This window comes from Pontibacter liquoris (genome assembly GCF_022758235.1).
Taxonomy (GTDB): Bacteria; Bacteroidota; Bacteroidia; order Cytophagales; family Hymenobacteraceae; genus Pontibacter; species Pontibacter liquoris.
Genome location: NZ_JALEBG010000001.1, coordinates 2,095,977 through 2,117,196, shown reverse-complemented (window position 1 = coordinate 2,117,196; position 21,220 = coordinate 2,095,977). Strand labels below are relative to the sequence as shown.

Annotated in this window: 18 protein-coding genes; 9 read left to right on the top strand and 9 right to left on the bottom strand. The window is 51.5% G+C overall.

Features of this window, described 5'->3' with window-relative positions:
- Nucleotides 1–15 precede the first annotated feature (15 nt).
- Nucleotides 16–2,460: a translocation and assembly module lipoprotein TamL gene (gene tamL / locus LWL52_RS08750; RefSeq protein WP_496197643.1), complete on the bottom strand. Its 2,445-nt coding sequence runs from the start codon at nt 2,458–2,460 to the stop codon at nt 16–18.
- 14 nt (nt 2,461–2,474) lie between these two features.
- Between tamL and LWL52_RS08745 the strand changes: the two genes are divergently transcribed.
- Nucleotides 2,475–3,221: a TrmH family RNA methyltransferase gene (locus LWL52_RS08745; protein WP_242918910.1), complete on the top strand. Its 747-nt coding sequence runs from the start codon at nt 2,475–2,477 to the stop codon at nt 3,219–3,221.
- 64 nt (nt 3,222–3,285) lie between these two features.
- Here LWL52_RS08745 and LWL52_RS08740 read toward each other — a convergent pair whose 3' ends face one another.
- From LWL52_RS08740 to LWL52_RS08725, 4 genes are all read right to left on the bottom strand, one after another.
- Entirely contained in the window at nt 3,286–4,422 is a 1,137-nt protein-coding gene (locus LWL52_RS08740; protein ID WP_242918908.1) for an outer membrane beta-barrel protein, read from the bottom strand.
- Between the two features lie 11 nt (nt 4,423–4,433).
- Nucleotides 4,434–5,291 (bottom strand): hypothetical protein, encoded by an 858-nt coding sequence (locus LWL52_RS08735; RefSeq protein WP_242918906.1) that lies wholly within the window; start codon nt 5,289–5,291, stop codon nt 4,434–4,436.
- 12 nt (nt 5,292–5,303) lie between these two features.
- The gene (locus LWL52_RS08730; protein ID WP_242918904.1) at nt 5,304–5,837 is read right to left on the bottom strand and encodes an RNA polymerase sigma factor; all 534 of its coding nucleotides are present in this window, start codon (nt 5,835–5,837) and stop codon (nt 5,304–5,306) included.
- 667 nt (nt 5,838–6,504) lie between these two features.
- Nucleotides 6,505–7,227 carry an arylesterase gene (locus tag LWL52_RS08725; protein WP_242918902.1) on the bottom strand — a complete coding sequence of 241 codons (723 nt, stop codon included), beginning with the start codon at nt 7,225–7,227 and terminating at the stop codon, nt 6,505–6,507.
- 123 nt (nt 7,228–7,350) lie between these two features.
- On the opposite strand from LWL52_RS08725, the gene LWL52_RS08720 reads away from it, so the two are divergent.
- The 3 genes from LWL52_RS08720 to LWL52_RS08710 all read left to right on the top strand — a co-directional run bounded on the left by LWL52_RS08720 (nt 7,351) and on the right by LWL52_RS08710 (nt 11,667).
- The gene (locus tag LWL52_RS08720) at nt 7,351–8,064 is read left to right on the top strand and encodes an ABC transporter ATP-binding protein (protein WP_242918900.1); all 714 of its coding nucleotides are present in this window, start codon (nt 7,351–7,353) and stop codon (nt 8,062–8,064) included.
- A gap of 55 nt (nt 8,065–8,119) precedes the next feature.
- Entirely contained in the window at nt 8,120–10,702 is a 2,583-nt protein-coding gene (locus LWL52_RS08715) for an ABC transporter permease (protein ID WP_367615683.1), read from the top strand.
- Nucleotides 10,703–10,851: 149 nt separating this feature from the next.
- Nucleotides 10,852–11,667: an SDR family NAD(P)-dependent oxidoreductase gene (locus tag LWL52_RS08710; RefSeq protein ID WP_242918897.1), complete on the top strand. Its 816-nt coding sequence runs from the start codon at nt 10,852–10,854 to the stop codon at nt 11,665–11,667.
- Nucleotides 11,668–11,871: 204 nt separating this feature from the next.
- On the opposite strand, the gene LWL52_RS08705 is transcribed toward LWL52_RS08710, so the two are convergent.
- The 3 genes from LWL52_RS08705 to LWL52_RS08695 all read right to left on the bottom strand — a co-directional run bounded on the left by LWL52_RS08705 (nt 11,872) and on the right by LWL52_RS08695 (nt 15,107).
- Entirely contained in the window at nt 11,872–12,234 is a 363-nt protein-coding gene (locus LWL52_RS08705) for a CoA-binding protein (RefSeq protein ID WP_242918895.1), read from the bottom strand.
- 97 nt (nt 12,235–12,331) lie between these two features.
- The gene (locus LWL52_RS08700; protein ID WP_242918892.1) at nt 12,332–13,909 is read right to left on the bottom strand and encodes an NAD(P)/FAD-dependent oxidoreductase; all 1,578 of its coding nucleotides are present in this window, start codon (nt 13,907–13,909) and stop codon (nt 12,332–12,334) included.
- 232 nt (nt 13,910–14,141) lie between these two features.
- The gene (locus LWL52_RS08695; RefSeq protein ID WP_242918891.1) at nt 14,142–15,107 is read right to left on the bottom strand and encodes a tryptophan 2,3-dioxygenase family protein; all 966 of its coding nucleotides are present in this window, start codon (nt 15,105–15,107) and stop codon (nt 14,142–14,144) included.
- Nucleotides 15,108–15,513: 406 nt separating this feature from the next.
- Here LWL52_RS08695 and sdaAB point away from each other — a divergent pair, with 406 nt between their 5' ends.
- From sdaAB to LWL52_RS08675, 4 genes are read left to right on the top strand one after another with little or no spacing between them, the layout of a single operon-like run.
- The gene (gene sdaAB, locus LWL52_RS08690; protein ID WP_242918889.1) at nt 15,514–16,191 is read left to right on the top strand and encodes an L-serine ammonia-lyase, iron-sulfur-dependent subunit beta; all 678 of its coding nucleotides are present in this window, start codon (nt 15,514–15,516) and stop codon (nt 16,189–16,191) included.
- A 9-nt stretch (nt 16,192–16,200) separates the two neighbouring features.
- On the top strand, nt 16,201–17,676 hold the full coding sequence (locus LWL52_RS08685; RefSeq protein ID WP_242918887.1) for a TolC family protein: 1,476 nt from the start codon (nt 16,201–16,203) through the stop codon (nt 17,674–17,676).
- Nucleotides 17,677–17,680: 4 nt separating this feature from the next.
- Nucleotides 17,681–19,087, top strand: coding sequence for an efflux RND transporter periplasmic adaptor subunit (locus LWL52_RS08680; protein ID WP_242918885.1), 1,407 nt, complete (start codon nt 17,681–17,683; stop codon nt 19,085–19,087).
- 13 nt (nt 19,088–19,100) lie between these two features.
- Nucleotides 19,101–20,090, top strand: a complete 990-nt coding sequence (locus tag LWL52_RS08675) for an NAD(P)H-dependent glycerol-3-phosphate dehydrogenase (RefSeq protein WP_242918883.1) — start codon at nt 19,101–19,103, stop codon at nt 20,088–20,090.
- Between the two features lie 54 nt (nt 20,091–20,144).
- On the opposite strand, the gene LWL52_RS08670 is transcribed toward LWL52_RS08675, so the two are convergent.
- Entirely contained in the window at nt 20,145–20,663 is a 519-nt protein-coding gene (locus LWL52_RS08670; RefSeq protein WP_242918881.1) for a hypothetical protein, read from the bottom strand.
- A gap of 139 nt (nt 20,664–20,802) precedes the next feature.
- Here LWL52_RS08670 and LWL52_RS08665 point away from each other — a divergent pair, with 139 nt between their 5' ends.
- Entirely contained in the window at nt 20,803–21,201 is a 399-nt protein-coding gene (locus LWL52_RS08665) for a (deoxy)nucleoside triphosphate pyrophosphohydrolase (RefSeq protein WP_242918880.1), read from the top strand.
- The last annotated feature ends 19 nt before the right edge of the window (nt 21,202–21,220 follow it).

The following is a 21,220-nucleotide window of genomic DNA, read 5'->3' as shown; positions in this document are numbered from 1 at the left end:
TCAGGCTAAGAGATTTTAGAATGGATAGCCGATTCCGATGTTGAGCGAGCTTTGGTTGTTGCGGGTAAAAAATTCGGAGAACCGGAAGTTGTCCAATACAAATTTTTCGCCGTTGATGCCTGCCGGATCATATACTTTCGTGGCCAGGTCGAAGCGCAGCACCACCACCGATAAATCGAAGCGGATGCCGAAGCCGGTGCCCACAGCCAGCTCTTTGTAAAACCTGTTGAAGGCAAAATCAGCCCCCGGCTTTGTCTCTTCCTTTTTGAGCCACCACACATTACCGGCATCCACAAACAGGGCGCCATTGAGGAAACTGAAAATATTGAACCGGTATTCCGCGCTGCCTTCCAGCAGCACCTCGCCGGGTTGCTCCACTGCAAAATCGCGTTTGGATACGAGCTGGCCATTTTCATACACCACGTTCTCGGTGGCATACGAGCCCGGCCCCAACCGCCTGGATTGCCAGGCACGCACGCTGGAAGAACCACCGGCAAAAAAGTATTTATCATAGGGCAGTACGCCGGTACCAAACAGGGGCGAGGCAACGCCGGCATTTACCCGGTACACAAAATACTGGCCGCCACCCAGCGGAATATACCGTCTGTAGTCGGGGTTAAACTTGGCGTACTGGAACGTTTGCAGATCGCCCGGCTTGATATCGAGGCCCAACTCCCGGGTCAGGCCGCCTGCTTCTACCAGCGTCCGGATATAGCGGGCATTGCGCGTCTGGGTAAAGTCATTCGTGTTGTAGATCACATTAAAAGACATGTAAGTGAGAAACGCGCTCTCAAAACTCTTGATCAGCGAGCGGCTTCCCTGGCTATACTTCTCCAGGCTGGCCTGAAACTCCGGCGAGATGGTATCTGTCTGCACGATGCTCAGGTTTACTGGCGATAGTATAAACTGCAGCGTAGGCGGCTGCAAGGCCCTGCGGGACTTCTGCCAAATATAATCCAGGTTGAGCTGGTAGTTGGACCGGATGTATTCCTGGCGGTCCACTTTGTCGTAGCTGGCCACGATGCGCGTTCTGGGATAATAGGGCGTCAGCAGGTTGCGGCCCCCGAAGGGCAATAGGATCGTGGGAATTGAAAGGGCGATATCGGCGCCATACTCCTTGATCATCACCGTTTGGTTGGGAGTGGCCAGGCTGATCTGCCCTTCATAACCGCCATGCAGGCCAATGTCCAGGTTCTCGGCGCCGCCAAAAATATTCCGAATCCGCAGGTTTATACTTGAAAAAGGCCCTGGCCGACGCTCGGTAAAGTTCAGGCCCAGTTCTGTCGTTTCCTGGTATTTTTTAGAAGGTACGGCATTGATATAGGCATCCAGCAGGTATGGGTTGGTGGTATCGGAGGTGGGTTTTACTTTATTGTATAAGATATTGTTAAACTGAAACACGTCCAGGTCGGCGAGTTTGCGCTGTGTGACGCTGGTGCGCATCTGGCTGAAAAGCTGGCCGGGCAGGATGTCCACTTTCTTATCGAGCACCTTGGGAGAGTAGCGCAGATCGTAAGAAATATACCGGATGTTGTTATAGGTGAGCGTATCGCGGCCCACGCCAAAGCGGTCGTTATCGGTTTTAAAGTATACGTTGTTGATGCTGTAGGCATGGTGTGCCGAATCGGTTTCCGGGTTCTTTACCAGCGTAGTAATGCGGGCCGTATTTTCGGCATAGCTGGTATCCACCTCAAATTCAATGAAGGCACGGGCAAAATCATAATAGCCATTATTCTTGAGCAGCTCATACAGCCGGTCACGTTCCTGGGTCAGCACATCCTCGTCATAAATCTCGCCGGGCTTAAGGAGCGAGCGCGGCTCTGCCGACTTTATCAGCTGCAGCACCCCCGGGTCCGGAATGCGGTAACTGAAGTTGGCGTAGCGGTAGGGAGCATTCTCGTCGATTGTCAGGGTAACAGTGACCAGTTTGTCTTTTTTGACATCTTTCCGGTACGAAGCGGTGTGGTTAAAATAGCCTTTGGAGTTGAGGTAGATATCCACCTGGTCGATGGTCGCGGCCATCAGCGTAGAGTCGTAAATGGCCGGCGGCTCGCCCACCTGCATCAGGAAATTACCTTCTTTCTTTTTCTTCTGCAGCCTGTCGATGCGGCTATTGATGCGGTCGCGGATCTTGCGGGCTTTGGTCGAATCGTTGCCCACCTTGGCCACTTTCTCCGCTATTTTCTGATCGAGCCGCGTTATACGCTCCTGAATTTTCTGCGGATCGTAAAACTTTTTACCGAAATAATAAAGCGATAAGTATGGTGCTGTGCCCAGCACTAAACGGTTGGGTTGTTGCTGGTAAAGCGCCTCAATAGCAGCCGGATCAATATGCTCGAGGCCCTGGGGCTGTATACCTACTAAAAGCTGTTCGTTAGGCCCAAGGTTTTTGGTAGGCACGCAGCCGCTCAAATATAAAATTGTTAATATGAGGGCGGATATGTATAATCGTGGTCTCAAACGTTTCTCCAGCTATGTTGTCAAAAGCAGTTGTAAAGTACATCAAATCCCTGCAAGTAAAAAAATACCGTAACCAACACCAAGCCTTTGTGGTGGAGGGCGCCAAAAGTGTGTTGGAGCTGCTACGCGCTGATTTTCAGCTGGAGTACTTGTTTGTGACCGAAGACTTTTATGCAGCGCATGCCCGGCAGCTGGACCAGGGGTTTCCCTTTGAAATTGTGACAGAAGCGGAACTGGTACGCGCCGGCTCCTACGCCTCTAATAACGCAGCACTGGCCGTAGCCCGTATGCGGCAGCTGCCGCCGCTGGCCGTACAACCCGAAGAGCTGGTGCTGGCCCTGGACGATATCCGGGACCCCGGTAATATGGGCACCATTATCCGCATTGCCGATTGGTATGGCATCCGCACAGTGGTTTGCTCCGAAGCCTGCGCCGATTTTTATAACCCCAAAGTAATTGCCGCTACCATGGGTTCCTTTACCCGGGTGAACGTTTATTTTAAGGACCTGGCAAACTGGCTGCAGCAGCTGGGGCCGGACTATAGTATTTATGGAGCATCCTTGGCAGGCGAGAACATCCATACTATGCCCTTAGAGCCGCGGGGTATTGTGGTGATGGGCAACGAGGCTAATGGCATCCGGCCGGAAGTAGCGCAGCAGGTAAACAGGCTGCTGAAGATCCCGGCCTATGGCCAGGCAGAATCACTGAATGTCGCTACCGCCACAGCCATCATCATCGATAATTTCAGACGGTCGGCTTAAAGCACATAAAAAAGGGGAGCTTTTCTGGCTCCCCTTTTATTTTCACCTTAAAAAGAAACAATGCTTAGTTGAGCAGGCGCAGACCGAAGCTGATGACCTGTGTTTGTGGCCCGCGATTATCCTTGAACAGATCGTTCATGTTATACTTCACAAACAGGTCCACATCGCCGTAGCCGATCACGCCTTCCAGGCCATACTGAAAGTCGCTGAGGTTGTAGTTGTCCCGGATTTTATCTTTCTGGGTTTTACCGTCCTGGTCATACTTGAGCTTGGCGTGGCTGCCCAGTCCGTAGCCTACAAAACCACCTGCTCCGATCTGGAAGCCGTCTTTGCCATTTTCGCGCTTAAATTTCAGCATAGGCATCAGCGGCACGTTAATGGCAGAGTGCGTCAGTTTCGATTTGTCGTAATCGATGTCAGGCGAAGTATGGAAGTAGGTATAATTTTCGATGTCTTCCACGATCACATTGTCATCAAACATGTAGTTGTTGAACGAGAACTCCAGACCGGATACCAGGTAGAAGGGGCTCTTGCGGCCGCCGATCTGGGAGTTGAGGTGCAGGTTAAGACCTACATAGCGGGAGCCCAGTGGCTTGAGGTCTACCATGTTGTTCAGGTCGGAGTTCACGAAGTTGTTCAGACCCAGGTCCACATCAAAGTTAAACCGCGTGGATTTATAATGCTCTTCCCTGTAAGCGGCCCGTGTGCTGTCGCGTTCTGCCCTGTCCGGCACGTTCACATGCACATTGGTGTCATCGCCATCTTCCTCTACTTCCACATCGATCTTAAATGTTTTGTTGATGCGGATCTCGTGGCGCTCTTTTGTTTTCTGGCCACTTTGTTTGCCTGAATCCTGCACCGTGATGGTGATCTCTTCCTGTGCATCATTTCCAGAAGAATCGGAGGCATTAAAGGTTACCGTCATTTCCTTAGAGTTCATGTCGGTTTTGGTTTGCTCCAGGCTGTCTACCTGCTGCACATACAGGTTTAGTTTGCGCATCAGCGAATCGAGGCTGTAGTGCTGGAAGGCTTTTAGTTGTTCTTTGTTCTGTAGCAGCAGGGTCATTTTGGCGCCATTGGCCATTCTGATCACGATAGTATCCTGGTCGCCGAGGCGCTGGCCAATAGTAAGACCGCCTTTTGCGAACACACCGGTAGCGGCAGCCATGAAAATGGCCGAAATGAGTAGTAAACGTTTCATGTTAGTGGGAGTTAGAGATTGATTACTTTAGAGAATTTCTGATTTCCGATCCTGGTTTCCAGCGCGATCTTATCGGCCCGGATGCCCAGGGAGGAGAGCTCCACCGGATCGCCGTTGCTCAGGTTACGAACCTGCTTAAAGATATTCTTGGCTAGGCGTGTTTTCTTTTCCCGGCCGCTGGGCTCTTCGCTTAGGGCAGGCTGGGTATTTACGGCACGTTTAAAGATGATCTCGACAGGTTCTGCGCCGGCAGTAGCATCAGTAGCAGAGGCAAAAACAGCGGTCGTCTCCGGTGCTTCCGTGGGGGCAGTTGCTGCAGCAGGCTGCGCCTTGAGTTTGCTTTCCGCAAGGGCCAGCTGAGGCGAGGGAGCGGATGTAATCGGAGTGGTAGCTTTTTTCATCTCAGTGCTAGGTTTTGCCGGTGTTTTTGTAACATGGGCCAGGGCCTTTGAACTGTTAGATGCAGCTGGTGCGGACGAGGTTGCCTGTGGTTGTAAATTAATTTCTTTTTTTTCTGCTTCCGGCGCTGCGGCTATACTTGCCGGGTCTAACACGGACGCAGCAGGCGCCTGCACCTCAGGCCGGGCGGGCTGCTCTATCATTGCTGGCTGCTGTTGCAGTGCGATGCGAGCTTCCGGCTTGCCGGACTTGCCGTTATAAAGCACCAGACCAATGGCCAGCAAAAGCATCACAGAAGCGGCAATAGAGCTGTAGAGCCACATCAGGCTGCGTTTCTTTTCCTGTGGCTGTGCTGCCGGCATTTCTTCTTCTATACGGCCCTGCAGCCGGCTCCAGAGGTCGGCAGAAGGCGTAGGAGACGTGTTTGCCAGGCGGTCCTTAAATAACTTATCAATGTCTTCTGGTTTCATAATTCCTCCTTTTTAAACAGCGATAACATCCTGATCGGACAAGCGGCGCTGCAGCATGGCGCGGGCTTTACTTAACTGCGACTTGGAAGTGCCTTCCGTAATGCCCAGCATGTCTGCAATCTCTTTGTGCGCGTAGCCTTCGATGGCATACAGGTTAAAAACGGCCCTGTAACCGGCTGGCAAGGTGCCCAGCAACTCCAGCAATTCGCCTTCGGCCAGTTCCTGATCGGCCCCGCCGGTGCCGGCTACCTGCACATGGCTGTCTTCAATGGCCAGGTGCAGGGGCTCCTTTTTGCGCAGGAAAGCCAGCGCTTCGTTCACCATAATGCGGCGCACCCAGCCTTCAAAACTGCCTTTGTTCTCGAACTGGCCAATGTTGTGGTAGATCTTCATAAACCCGTTCAGCAGCGCTTCTTCGGCATCCATTTGATTTTTAAGGTAGCGCAGGCACACACCGTACATTGGCGAAGCAAACCGCTCGTACAGGTGCTTTTGCGCCTTGCTTTCTGCCCGCTGGCATCCTGCTATCAGTTCTGCTTCTGTCACGCTACGTAAAAGTTTAAATCAAATCTGTCGGTTTTGGCTTTATTCGGAGCATTGCTGTTGCTCTTTACCTTCCAGATGCAGCAGCAGCATGTAAGGTTGCCTGAGGAAGTATAAATTTCTTATATTTTTTCTTTCCGACCTATCCGGCGACTATAAATATCTGGCATTCAGCTATAAAAATATGAAGTATAAGCCATATAGAATGTATTATACCGCCCTGCGATGCGGCTATTTCCTAGCCTACCGGTCGTTGACCCTAGGCAATAAATCATAGCGCAGGGTAGCGGTTTTCCACAAATCCCGAAATGTCCGGTAGACTGCATTGCATAGCTACTTATCATATAAAAGTGGCATTGAACTATACTGCTATAGTTAAATTTAAGCAACACAATTTGTTGCCAAAGCCTTTGGCAGTAAGCTGCACTTGTAAAAAATAAAGTACAATCATGCGGGGGCGCAAGGGCTATACTTGTGGCAGGGATAAGAAGAATAAAGCAGGAGGGAAGGGATTAAAACAGAAAAGGCTCCTGCATTTCTGAAGGAGCCTTTTGCTGGTTTTGAAATAAATTTCAACTTTTAGCCATACTTATATACCGCAATGGTTTTAAAAGGTTGTTCTACCTATCAAAAAAAATACAATTTTTTTGTAACCCTGCTCTTTACAGCTTTAAGCCTTTTCGTCAGAAGTCACCAGCGGGGCGATGATCTCCCATACATTGGTCGCTACAATTTTCTGCCCTTCTATGGTTGGATGAATGCCGTCGGCCTGGTTTAGTTTCGGAATGCCGGCAACCTTATCCAACAGAAATGGAATAAGCGTGACATTTTCTTCTTTTTCAAGCCGCGTATAGATATTGCGGAACTCCTGCGCATACTTGCGGCCCATGTTGGGAGGGATCTGCATGCCTGCCAGCACGATCTTTACTTCGGGGTATTTAGCGCGCACCTTGCGAATGATGCTCTGCAGGTTCTGATAGGATTCGGTTACGTTAATGCCCCGCAAGCCATCGTTGGCACCCAGCTCGAGCACAAAAATATCCACCGGCTGCTTTAGTAACCAGTCAATGCGGCTGTTGCCACCTGCCGTTGTTTCACCACTTACTCCTGCATTGATCACCTTGTAAGGCAAACCAAGCGAATCGATGCGCTGCTGAATAAGGGCCGGAAAAGCCTGGTCAGGCTCCAGGCCATAGCCGGCCGTGAGGCTGTTGCCAAAGAAGAGGATGGTGCGGGTGCGTTCTTTTTTCTGAGCGGCCGCATCCTGCTTTGCAGTATTTTTCTCGCTTGGCGGGGTACCGATCCGCTCTGCCTGTTCTACCTGCCCGCATCCGGCGAGTCCGGTAAAGACGGCCAGTAAAATAAGGCTTATGCTTCTTTTTATACTTATCATCGTATTTGTTTGCTAATTTTATACTTGCCCAATTAAAACTTATAACGAGGTGTTTTAGTTATTTGATCTGAACAGTCCGGCCCATTTCATACCGGTTTCAAAACGTACTTAATTCTTATTCCAGTGTCGATTATACTTGATATACAGAACCTGAGCAAAACCTATACCAGTGGCGATCGCCACCTGACGGTGTTGCAAGGTATAAACTTTTCGTTGCAGACCGGCGATACCTGTGCTATTGTTGGCCCTTCGGGGAGTGGCAAAACCACACTGCTCGGCCTTTGTGCCGGCCTGGACCGAGCCTCTGCCGGCTCTGTCATACTGAATGGCGTGCGCCTGGATAACCTCTCGGAAGATGAGCGGGCTCAGGTACGCAACCAGTATGTCGGCTTTATCTTCCAGAACTTCCAGCTCATACCCACGCTCACAGCGCTGGAAAACGTGATGGTGCCCCTGGAACTCCGCGGGGAGCGCCATGTGCAGCAGCAGGCCCGCGAGCTGCTGGAACGCGTGGGGCTGGGCGAACGCCACCATCATTATCCCACGCAACTTTCCGGCGGCGAACAGCAGCGCGTTTCCCTAGCCAGGGCCTTCTCTAATAGGCCCACCATCCTTTTTGCTGATGAGCCCACCGGTAACCTGGACGAGGAAACAGGAGAACGCGTAGAGAAACTGCTGTTCGAACTGAACCGCGAAGCCGGCACCACACTCGTGCTCGTAACACACGATCTGGAGCTGGCCGAGAAAACACAACGCATCATCCGGCTGAAAGGCGGCGCGGTGATCTCGGATACCGGCGAACCAGCTCCTGTCCCGGCGCGCAACGAGGAGCTATAAATTGTTTGCTTCGAATACAGTTTGACTGTTATACTTCAATTCAAAATTTAAGGCCTTGCCCGATACCATCCTTCCTCCTTCCGAAAGAAATAAGCTGAACTTACGCTGGCTGCTGCAGATGGCCTGGCGCGACAGCCGGCGCAACCGGGGCAAACTGGCGCTTTTCATCTCGTCTATCGTGCTGGGCATTGCCGCCCTGGTCGCCATCAATTCGTTCAGCGAAAACCTAAAAACAGACATCGACAACCAGGCTAAATCGCTGATCGGCGCGGACTTGGTGATTGCGAGCAACAAAGAACTGGAACCCGCCATGCAGCAGCTGATCGATTCGATTGCTGTTGGCGGCGACCGCTCGGATGAAGTGCGCTTTGTATCGATGGTATACTTTCCGGCTTCAAAAGGCACCCGCCTGGTGCAGGTGCGGGCGCTGGAAGGCGGCTTTCCATATTTCGGTGCGATAGAAGCCCTTCCGGCAAATGCAAGCCGCAGCTTCCGGCAGGGAGGCCGCAAAGCCCTGGTCGATCAAACGCTGCTGTTACAGTTCAACTCCAGACCCGGCGATTCGATCAAAGTAGGAGAGCTGACATTCGAGATTGCCGGCGCCCTGCAAAAAATCCCGGGGCAAACGGCCATTACGGCTACGGTAGCTCCAGCTGTTTACATACCGCGTGAGTACCTGGATGCCACGCACCTGTTGCAGAAGGGCAGCCGCATCAGCTATTATTTTTACTATAAACTGGCGCCCAAAACCGATGCTGATGCACTGGTGAAAAAACTGAAGCCACGGCTGGAAGAAGCCGGCTTCGGGTATGATACCGTAAACAGCCGCAAGGAAAGCACCGGCAAGGCCTACGAAGACCTGGCGCATTTCCTGGCGCTAGTAGGCTTTGTAGCCCTTTTATTGGGTTGTGTTGGTGTGGCAAGTGCCGTGCATGTCTACATCCGCGAAAAGCTGGCTACGATCGGGGTGCTGCGCTGCCTGGGTGTAAGCGGCCGGCAGGCCTTTCTTATCTACCTTTTCCAGGTAATGGCTATGGGGCTTATCGGGTCTGTGGCAGGGGCTATTTTAGGCAGCCTGATCCAGCTTTACCTGCCGCAGTTGTTCCAGTCCTTTTTACCGGTTGATGTTACAGTAGCAGTGTCGTGGGTTGCTGTTACGGAAGGCATTGCCATTGGCCTAACCATCTCTGTTTTATTTGCGCTCCTGCCGCTGCTCGCCATCCGCAATGTGTCGCCGCTGATTACGCTGCGCGCAGGGATAGAGCACCTGTCTTCGCCGAAAGATCCGCTACGCTGGGCCGTTTACGGGCTTATACTTGCCTTTATCTTTGTGTTCGCCTTTTTCCAGCTGGGTTCGTGGCTGCAGGCGCTCTGGTTTACCGCTGGCGTGGTGGTGGCCTTTGTAGTGCTGGCTCTGCTTGCCCGGGGCATGATGTGGGTGGTGCGCCGTTTTTTTCCGGTTAACTGGGGGTATGTATGGCGCCAGAGTCTGGCTAACCTTTACAGGCCCAATAACCAGACCTTGCTGCTGACGGTCTCCGTAGGACTGGGCACGGCCCTGATCGCTACCCTGTTTCTGATGCAGCGGCTGTTGCTGAGCGAAGTAGCTATTTCAGGCAGTGAGAACCAGCCCAACCTGGTGCTTTTCGATATCCAGACCGCGCAGAAAGCACAGGTTGTTTCGATGGTAAAAGGGCAGGGGCTACCAGTATTGCAGCTGGTGCCGGTCGTAACCATGCGCCTGGAGGAGATGAACGGCCTGACCGCTGCTGATGTGCGGAAAGATACTACGCTGGGCATACCTGATTGGGCGTACACCCGCGAGTACCGGGTTACCTACCGGGATTCACTTATCGATTCGGAGAAAACAGCGGCAGGAACCTGGACCGGAACCGTACAACCCGGCTCCAATGCTCCTGTCCCGATCTCGCTGGAAGAGAAGTATGCCGAGCGGCTGAAGGTAAAACTGGGCGATACGCTGGTCTTTAATGTGCAGGGCGCTCTTGTGCCCACTGTAATCAAGCATTTGCGCGAAGTAGAATGGAACCGCGTGCAGAGTAATTTTCTGGTGCTCTTCCCGAAGGGCGTGCTCGACGATGCGCCGCAGTTTCATGTGCTCATGACGCATACCACCTCCGATGCGCAGTCCGCCGGTTTTCAACGGGCCCTGGTACAGCGGTTTCCGAATGTATCTGCCATCGACCTGGGCCTGATCCTGCAGACGCTGGATGATATTTTAAGCAAGATCTCTTTTGTGATCCGGTTTATGGCCCTTTTCAGCATCAGCACCGGTTTGCTGGTGTTGGTCGGTTCAGTGAATATCAGCAAATACCAGCGCGTAAAAGAGAGTGTGTTGCTGCGTACCTTGGGCGCCAGCCGCAGGCAGATACTGACTATTAATGCATTTGAATACTTCTTGCTGGGCGCTCTGGCGGCAGGCACCGGTATTGTACTGGCGGTAGGAGCCAGCTGGGCCCTGGCGGTATTTAGCTTCGAAGTAAATTTTGTGCCCGACTTTTCGCCCTTGTTGCCTGTGTTCCTGGGTATCACGCTGCTCACCATGGTAATTGGTATGCTCAACAGCCGGGGGATCCTGAACCGGCCGCCCTTGGAAGTGCTTCGACGCGAAGTAGCGTAAGGGGAAAGTGCCGAGAAGCAAAGCTTGTTTATACTTGCAAGCAGTGGTTCAGGAACTTATCTGTCGTAACCCCACATAGATTAAGGTGGTACACTAGTATAGCTGCCGGTGGCGACCAGCAGGTGTAGCAACTTTAATCTATGAAAACAATGGAACAGAATCAAAGAGGAAAAACAGCGCTTATTACAGGCGCATCGAACGGGTTTGGGATGGAATTTGCCAAACTCTTTGCCCGCGATGGCTATAATCTGGTGCTGGTGGCGCGCAGCACCGAAAGGCTCCGCCAGTTGGGCTACCAGCTGCAGGACGAGCATGGACTGGAACATGTGTGCATCATAACGGCAGACCTGAGCAGGCCCGAAGCGCCTCAGGAAGTATACGATGAAGTGATGAGAAGCGGCATTCAGGTAGATGTGCTGGTCAACAATGCCGGGGCAGGGGTACACGGGGAGTTTTCAGAAACCGATCTGGAACATGAGCTACGTATCATGCAGCTGAACATGAATACGCCCGTTCACCTGACCAAGCTCTTCTTAAAAGATATGATCCGCCGCGATGAAGGCAAGATTTTGAACTTGTGTTCTGTGGTATCCTTTATGCCATCGCCCCTAATGACGATCTATGCTGCTACCAAAGCCTTTATGCTTTCTTTTTCAGAAGGCCTGACCAACGAACTGAAACATACCAATATTACCGTGACAGCGCTTTGTCCAGGTGCCAGCAACACGATGTTCTTTAAACGGGCCGGTGCGGCGCATACTCGCGCTGCGAACGGCTCACTGTCAGAACCCGAAGATGTGGCCCTGGACGGCTACCAGGCATTGATGAGCGGTAAAACCCGGATAGTTTCGGGCCTGAAGAACAAGGTACAGGTAGGCAGCACCAACCTGATGCCCGATATGGTAACAGCCGAAAACATGCACCACCTGATGGAGGAAGAAGAAGAGTACAGACCGGGTGAATAAGAAGGAAATGCATTATAAAAAACGGCACCTGTCTGATTCAGGTGCCGTTTTTTATTTAAGATAGCTTATAAATATAAAAGGGACCTTATTCGGGTCCCTTTTATACAAGCGTAGACAACAATGCCATCCGCTTATGTATTCTTTTATACGGCAGGTTAAGCAGTAAGTTATAGTTTTACTTAAAAAATATCTTTTACAAAAAAATCAGTAACTGTCAGTGGCCAGCATCACCAGGGTGCAATGATGAAGCGTCTGGATATTTTTCTGTGCCGCCTTGCGCTCCAGTTCAGGGTTTTCGGTTCCTGGGTTAAAAATGATCCGCTTCGGATTTAATGATAAAATGTACTCGTACCAATCCGGTTGGTTTTGCGGGCCTACATACAATGTGACCGTGTCCACATCGGTGATTTCTTCGTTTTTATCATTGATGATCTTTTCTCCGCCAACTTCTCCTTTGCGGATCCCTACGGGTACCACTTCGTGCCCGTGCTGCTGCAGCTTGTGCACAGCTCTGTAAGCATAGCGGGAAGGATTGTCGGTAGCTCCTAATACTACTGTCTTTTTCATAAGTATTGCTTTCGTATTACTGCTTCTGTATACTATAAAACTCTAAAAACAGCCATCAGGTTTTATGGCAAGCTGCTCTGAGATAGGTGCAAACCTGCTATAGCACGCGCTTTATCTTAGCTGCAATTTTCTCGGCACATCGTTCTCCGTCCATGGCCGCCGATACAATGCCGCCCGCATAGCCCGCTCCTTCGCCACACGGGTAAAGGTTACGAACGTGCACATGCTCCAGGGTCTCACGGTCGCGGGGAATGCGCACAGGCGACGACGTGCGGCTTTCTACGCCTACGATCTGCGCCTCATTGGTCAGGTAGCCGCGCATTTTACCGCCAAACGCTTTAAAGCCTTCGCGCAGCCGGTACGCCATCGCATCGCTAAACAGATCGTTCATGTCCACTGGAGTCAGCCCGGGCTGGTATGAGGTTTCTAGTAAGCTGCCGCCCACTTTGCCCCGTGTAAAATCCTGTAATAGCTGGGCTGGTGCCACCTGCGTGCCGCCCGCCATGGCACACGCTTTTTGCTCGAGGTCCTGCTGCATTCGCAGCCCCGCTAGGGCACCATACTGCTGCAGGGCCATATCTTCCAGTTCGAGGGCCACTACAATGCCGGAGTTTGAAAAGCGGGAATCGCGGCGGCTCGGCGACATGCCATTCACCACCACCTCACCAGGCGCCGTAGCGGATGGCACGATAAAACCACCCGGGCACATACAAAAGGAAAAGATACCCCGCTGTTTGTTTTGATAATGTGTCTGGTGCACCAGGGCATAAGACGATGCCGGCAGGTAGGGCCCCCGGTCCGGGCGCTTGTATTGGATGCTGTCGATCAGGCTTTGCTGATGCTCCACCCGTACACCCATGGCAAATGGTTTTGCTTCGATGGTGATCTGCTGGTTGTGTAGCAATTCGAAAATATCGCGGGCGCTGTGGCCGGTAGCAAGTATAACCGATTCGCCGACATATTCCTGCCCGTCCTGCGTCACCACGCCGCGAATGGCATCACCGGTAAGTATAAACTGCGTTACCCGTTTGTCAAACAATACCTGGCCACCGGCTGCCAAAATGGTGTCCCGTAGGGCTTCAATGATCTTGGGCAGCTTGTTGGTGCCAATGTGGGGGTGTGCATCAAAAAGAATATCCTGGGTAGCGCCATGCTGCACAAAGATCTGCAGGATGCGCTGCAGATCGCCGCGTTTTTTAGAACGGGTATACAGCTTGCCATCCGAATACGTACCGGCGCCGCCTTCACCGAAGCAGTAGTTGGAGTCGGGGTTTACAAGATGTTCCTTGTTGATGGCTGCCAGGTCGCGGCGGCGGCTACGCACGTCTTTTCCGCGCTCGAGCACGACTGGTTTTAAGCCCAGCTCAATGCAGCGCAAAGCAGCAAACAGGCCGGCAGGCCCGGCTCCAACAATAATCACCTGCTGCTGGTTTGTTACATCCGGATAAGTATAGTTGGGGTTCAGGACATCGGCTGGTGGCGTGTCCAGGTACACATCGGCCCGAACTTTTGTGACTACCTGGCGGCCGCGGGCATCCACGGAACGCTTCATCCGGTGAATGAACTTTACGTCTTCGGGCTGGAGTCCGGCACTTCGGAGGAGTTCTTTTTCTAACAGTTCGGCATCAAAAGCCACTTCCGGTGCAAGCACCAGGTCTAATTCTTTCTTTCTCATTTACTGTAGGTAAGGTAGTTAGCCTTAAACTTTTTATTTATAATTGATTTGTAACCCGGCAAGATTGCTGAAGGAATATCCCGGCAAGTATACTGTGTATGAACAGCATCCGGTGGTGACAAATTCCTTCTGATTTAAAATGTATAGCCCTTTATACTTGTGCTATCTATTGATTAACCGTTCTGATGCCTTTTAAGGAAAAGAACAGGCCGTTTAGGGATTTCTATTTTGATCAGGCCTGTTCTTCCAGCACCCGCTCTACCCAACCTTTGCCCCATTCTTCCACTTCCTGCTGTGACCATAGTTCGGGGTAAAAGATGCGTTTCTGAAAGCGTGGCGGCAGGTACTTTTGCCAGTTGGTTCCGCCGGTAGCGGCTATTACGTCCGGGTCGCGCTGCAGGTAGCGCACTGCCGATTTGTAGTGCATCAGAGGCCAGTTCACATTCACGTTGCTGTCCAGGTCGCGCAGCAGTGTAAGCAGTTTGGGGTTTTGCTGATCGGCTTCGGGCAGGCGCTTGTATACTGCCCACATGTTCTTGTGCTCGTATTCTTTGGCAAAATCAATCAGGAACCGCGTATACTTCTCTTCAAAGCGCAGCAGCGTCAGGGTCTTAGCGCCGGTGGCTACCTCGGTAGCACCTTCTTTCCAGTAAATACAGCCCATCATTTCTTCATGCGTGCTCTGCAAACCTAATGCAGCACGACGAGCTTTATCTACCAGGTTACGCAGATCGGTTGCGGCAATTTCGATCATCCGGTATTGCACCGACTGAAAGCCGCTGGCCGGCATCAAAGCCATCCGGAACTGCAGAAACTGCTTGGGGTCCATGCCGTCCACCATCACATCAAAGGAGTTGATCAGGTTATCGAAATAGCGGTTGATGCGCTTCAAGCGTTGCATGAAAAAGGTAGCTGTAATATCCTTGTTGTCTGCTATTTGTCTCAGTTCTTCCAGGCACAGCTTAAAGTATAGCTCCGTGATCTGGTGGTACATGATAAAGATCTTCTCATCCGGGATGGTGGTGCGCGGATTCTGCAGGCTAAGCAGCGTATCGAGGTGAATGTAATCCCAGTAGTTGAGGAAATCAGTGTGGTAGAGGCCCTCGAGATAAGCCGCCAGATCCTGCCCGAGCGGCACATATTTTTCTTCCAGCCGCTTTAGCTGATCCAGTACTTCAGGTTTGAAACCGTGCTCCATGGCAAGCTTTTTTCAGATGAGTAAAGGTATAAAACGGGCGCAAGTTAAATAAATACTTTTACGCGGGGCAGGCCGTGCTAAATTATCTCACCTCACGGGCAACGGACCCTCGCGCCAATGGAATCTAACCGCTTTTCCTGACAAAGGCCTGCCTCACCGTACTATTTTACGCATCTTGCTCAGCGGCAGGCAACTAAACGTGCCTGTTTAGCATCTGACCTGCAGGTGCTAAACAGCAGCCTGGGCAACCTGCAGCCACTTTATACTTAATGGGCAAATGTGTCAGGTTAGTAGAGGTAATCCATGCATTGGTAGAAATAAGCCTAATTTAAGGGCTATATACTATAAAACTCCTACTAAATTGCTAAATTTGGTTTCCACGATATTAACCAGGTGGTAATGTGTTATGGCAGAGAAAAGTAGCGTTTTTGATATGATCGGGCCTGTCATGATTGGGCCTTCGAGCTCGCATACGGCGGGGGTGGTCCGTATTGCGCGTGCGGCAATCCGCATCCTGGGAACAGCGCCGGAAGAAGCCACTATAACCTTTTATAATTCTTTTGCCCGCACGTACGAAGGGCACGGCAGCGACCGGGCGATTGTAGCAGGACTGCTGGATTTTAAAACAGACGACAAGCGCATTAAGGAAGCTTTTGATTTTGCCAAAGAACGCGGCCTTCGCTATACTTTTCGCTCGGTTGGAAATGCCTCCACCATGCATCCGAATACGATTAAACTAAATCTGAAAGCAGGCGACCGTGAAGTAGAAGTTGTCGGGCAGAGCCGGGGTGGTGGTGTGATCAAAATAGTGGAAGTAGATGGCTTTTCAGCCAATTTTTCAGCTACTCTGCATACGCTCATTATCGATGCTACCGATAAAACCGGAAGCATTGCCTTTATTGCTTCCGTGCTGGCTCACGATGAGTGTAATATCGCCACCATGAACGTGTCGCGTAAAGGCCGCAACGAAATGGCCCGTCAGTTTATTGAAATGGACTCGGGCATAAAGCCCATCACCCTGGAATACCTCAAACAGCTGAGCTGGATAAAAAATGTCGTTTATATTCCGAACATCGATCTTTAGCGCTATACTATGAAAAAATTACCCAAATACTTTCTGCTGGCACTCGCCCTTTTCGGAGGAGGCAGTACGCTGGCCCAGGCGCAGCAGGACCCGAACAAAGACGGTGCCTGGACGCTGGAAGAAGCCGTAAACTATGCCCGGGAAAACAACCTGCAGGTGCAGCAGAGCAAGATTAATACGCAACTGAGCCGTACCGACCTGCAGCGCTCTAAGTTCGAACGGCTTCCTTCCGTGAATGCCCGGGGCAGCTACAACATCAATTCCGGCTCTTACCAGGATCCGGTTTCATTTAACCTTGTCACCGACCGTTCCCAGTCGAGTAACTTTGGGGCAAGCGCCTCGGTGCCGCTCTTCATGGGCTTTCAGCAAACAAACCAGATCAAGCAAAACGGGCTTATCGTGGAGGCCAATGAGCAGGATGTGCTTTCCGCACAGAACGACATCACCCTGCAGATCGTTACCTCGTATCTGAACATCCTGTTTGCCGAAGAATTAATTAAAACTTCCACGCTGCAGCGCGACCTGACCACCCAGCAGGTGAAGCGCAACCGCATCCTGTTCGAAGCAGGTAGTGTGGCCGAAAACGCCGTGCTGGAACTGGAATCACAGCAGGCGTCGGATGAGCTGGCCCTGATCAATGCGCAGAACCAGCGCGACATTGCCCGTCTTTCCTTGATGCAGCTGCTCAACCTGCCTGCCTCCGACGATTTTAAGATTGTAGTGCCCGACATACCTGAGCCTGACCAGCAGCCGGTGCTGGTGAACGGAAACGATGTATACGAAGTAGCATTGCAGACTTTACCAGCTATCAAAGCGGTGGACCTGCGCGTGCAGAGCGCCGATAAAGGCATCGAAATTGCCAAAGGAGCTTATTTCCCGCAGTTAAGCCTTGATGCAGGGATCAGCACCCGTTATTCCAGCGCGAACAAGCTACTGCAGGGCCGGGAAACGATCGATAACGGCTTGAAACCACAATCACTTGGCTTCTATGATGAGGCGGGTAAGCAACCTGTTATTGTCTATGTGCCTGATGTAGCGGTAAATCCCCTTTACAGCGACTATGCCTTTATCGATCAGTATAAAGACAACATCTACAAGCAGATAGGGGTGGGTCTTACCATTCCGGTATTTAATGGGCTGCAGGTACGCACCGGCGTACAGCGGGCCAAGATCCTGCAGCAAAATGCCAAGTTAAACGCCGATATTGCGCGAAACAACCTGCGCCAGACCATTGAACAGGCGTACGTGGATGCTGTGTCGGCGCAACGCAAGTATGTGGCCGCAAAACAGCAGATAACGGCTGCCGAGAAGAACTATCGCAATGCGGAGCTGCGCCTCAACAATGGCGTTATCAATACGGTTGATTTTAATATCATTGCCAATACCTTCCGGAGTGCGCAGTCCAGCTTGCTTCAGGCCAAGTATGAATACACCTTTAAACTAAAAGTACTGGATTTTTACCAGGGCAAAGACATCTCTTTATAAAACTATGGCAAAGAAAAAATCAAAGCTCATTCCCATCCTGATTGTTGTATTGGTGCTTGTAGCTGCCGGCCTGATCATCGCTAAAAAAGCAGGCTGGATCGGGAAGGAAAAAGGCGTGGAAGTGGTGCTGGCAACGGCAAAGAATGCAGAAATCATTGAAAAAGTAAGTGCTTCCGGCAAAGTGCAGCCTGAGACCGAGGTGAAGATCAGCCCCGATGTTTCGGGTGAGATCATCCAGCTGAACGTGGAGGAAGGCGATTCGGTAGTGAAGGGACAACTGCTGCTGCGCATCCGTCCGGATAACTACCAATCGTTTGTAGATGCACAGGAAGCCAGTGTGAATACCGCCCGGGCTAACCTGGCGCAGGCAAGAGCTCGCCTGGCGCAGGCACAGGCTAATTTCGCCCAGGCCGAGCAGAACTATAATCGCAACAAGCTGCTTTTCGACAAGAAAGTTATTTCGCAGGCCGATTTCCAGCAGGCCAAAGCAACCTACGAGTCAGGGAAGCAGGAAGTGGAGTCGCTGCGCCAAAGCATTCGTGCGTCGGGATTTAATGTGCAGAACGCCCAGGCCTCCTTAAAAGATGCCCGCGAGAACCTGAACAAAACCACGATCTATGCGCCGGTAAGCGGCATTGTCTCCAAGCTGAATGTGGAGCAGGGCGAGCGCGTAGTGGGTACCTCGCAGATGGCAGGTACTGAAATTATGCGTATTGCTAACCTCAACAACATGGAGGTGCGCGTAAACGTGAATGAAAATGACATTATCCGCGTTGCGCTGGGCGACTCTGTTATTGTAGAGGTAGACTCATATGCCAGCAAGGATGAAAAGTTTAAAGGCGTGGTAACGGCTATTGCTAATACGGCCAAAGATGCCACTACCCTGGAAGCGGTAACTGAGTTTGAAGTGCGCATCCGCCTGCTGAACGAATCCTACAGCCACCTGGCCGAGACGAAAAGCCGCCCCTTCAGACCGGGTATGACGGCTTCAGTGGACATCATCACGGAGAAAAAGAATAACGTGTTATCGGTGCCCCTTTCTTCCGTAACCACCCGCTCGGCCGATAACCCTGGCGGCGACGCCAAAGCTCCTGCCAAAGAAGCCGATGCGGACGAGAAAGAAGGAAATACATCCGAAAGTGAAAACCAGCCATCGCAGGCGCCTGCCGAAGAAGTCGTATTTGTGTATGACAGCGGCAGTAACAAAGTAAAGGCAGTTAAAGTAAAGACAGGCATCAGCGATTTTGAGAACATTGAAATACTGAGCGGCATCAAAGCCGGCCAGAAAGTAGTTTCCGGACCATTCCGTGCGGTATCTAAAACTTTGGCCGATGGTGCGCTGGTAACCGTAAAAGATGCAAAATCACTGGATAAATCGGCAATAGCAGCCGACGACACGCAAGATAAATAAGGTAATACCCGATTTGGAAAAAGTAGCTGTAGTAGGAGGAGGTAGCTGGGCGACAGCGCTCGTAAAAATTCTCTCTGAAAATAAATCAGAAATACATTGGTGGATGCGCAATAAAGAGGATGTGCAACACCTGAATGAATACCGTCACAATCCCCGGTACCTGAGCCAGGTGTCTTTTGATCTGGCTTACGTAAAGCCGCACACGGCTATTGCCGAAGTGGTGGCGGCGGCCGACTGGGTTATACTTGCCGTGCCCGCCGCTTTTGTGCAGCAGGCGCTTGAGGCGCTGCCGACCAATGCTTTCGATGGAAAGGTGGTTATTTCGGCTATCAAGGGTATGATCCCGGATCAAAACGTGCTTATCACCGATTATATCGCGCAGCGGTTCCGTGTGCCCGATTCGCACCAGTTGGTTATTGCCGGCCCGTGCCATGCCGAAGAAGTGGCCCAGGAGAAACAGTCTTACCTCACCATCGGCTCCCACGATCTGGATAAAGCAGAGCATTTCTGCCAGTTACTGCGCAATCGGTACGTAAAGGCAAACCCGCTCGACGACCTGGATGGCATTGAATACTGTGCCGTGATGAAGAACATCATTGCCCTGGCCTGCGGCATTGCCCGTGGTCTTAACTTTGGCGATAACTTTCAGGCCGTGCTGGTGTCTAATGCTATGTTCGAGATAGAGCGTTTTCTGGATGCCATCATGCCGCTGCACCGCGAGCTGAGCGGGTCGGCCTACCTGGGCGATTTGCTGGTAACAGCTTATTCGCAGTTCAGCCGCAACCGCACGTTCGGCAACATGATCGGGCATGGTTATACTGTTAAATCGGCCCAGATCGAAATGAACATGGTAGCGGAAGGGTATTATGCCGTGCAGAGTATCTATGAACTGAATAAAAAGCTCAAAGTAGAGATGCCCATTACGAATGCCGTTTACCTGATCCTGTACGAGCGCATCTCGCCGGCGGTAGAGTTCGAGATCCTGAAAGAAAAGCTCAGATAATCCCTTGATAGGTCATTCTGAATAAAATCCATACCTGCACACCAGGTATGGATTTTATTTTATGAGCTGCATTTTAGACCGCAAATATGTGCCATCGCCCAGGGCGCGGTAAAAAGCCATGACCGTAACGGTACTGGCAAGCAGGAAGGCAAGCAGGGAAATAAAAATTAGAAATTCCGGTGCAGCTAGGGTTGTGAGGTTCAGGGCTTTAAAACACAGCAGCGTAATAAAAGCGAACAGCACGCCACTTAAAGCAAGCATAAAAGAGCGGTAAAAGATGCGCCGCGGCAAACGGTCTATCAGCGTCTGGCTTTTCAGGTGCCAGTGCAGCGGAAAAACCCAGCGCTTCAGCAGCGCATACCGGGTAGCTTTGGTCACTACATACCCGACAATAAATCCGGCTAGTCCACCCCCGATAAACATGAAGGAAACCATGCTGGCCTTTCCCCAGAGGGGCACGTTTTCTTTGTCGTGCCACAGCACCCAGGCTACTGCCAAATGCAGCAACATATTCAGTAGGGTTGCCAGTCCGCCAAGCTGTAACATAAATTTATAGTTAGAACTCATTCTCATAGCGCTGTACCTGTTATATAGTATAGTCTACTAACTTTCGTAGATTCAGGATGTCTGAAGGCTCTAATTGCGCTCAAACAGCATCCTTTCGCAATTATAAAGTATACGTAAACGAAGGTTGAATTAGTGTAAGCTTCTCATGATGAAAGTAACCTGTGCAATTCTGGAGCAGGATCAACACGTGCTGATCACCCAACGCAGTGCCACGATGTCGCAGCCGCTGCTGTGGGAGTTTCCGGGCGGGAAAGTGGAAGCCGGGGAATCGGAAGCGGCTGCCCTGGCCCGGGAAATAAAAGAAGAACTGGCCCTGGAGGTGGAACCGCTTCAGCGGCTGACACCCGTGCGTTATACCTACAAAGCCTTCGAGATCGAGTTGATCCCGTATATCTGCCGCTACAAAGGAGGCACCCTTCACTTGCTCGAGCACCAGGCATACAAATGGGTAGCTGCAGAAGCGCTCCTGCAGTTTGACTGGTGCCCGGCCGATAAGCCTATTGTAGCAGAATATCTGCGCCTGCGAAGTATAGCAAGCAGGTGAGCAAGGTCTTTTAACACAA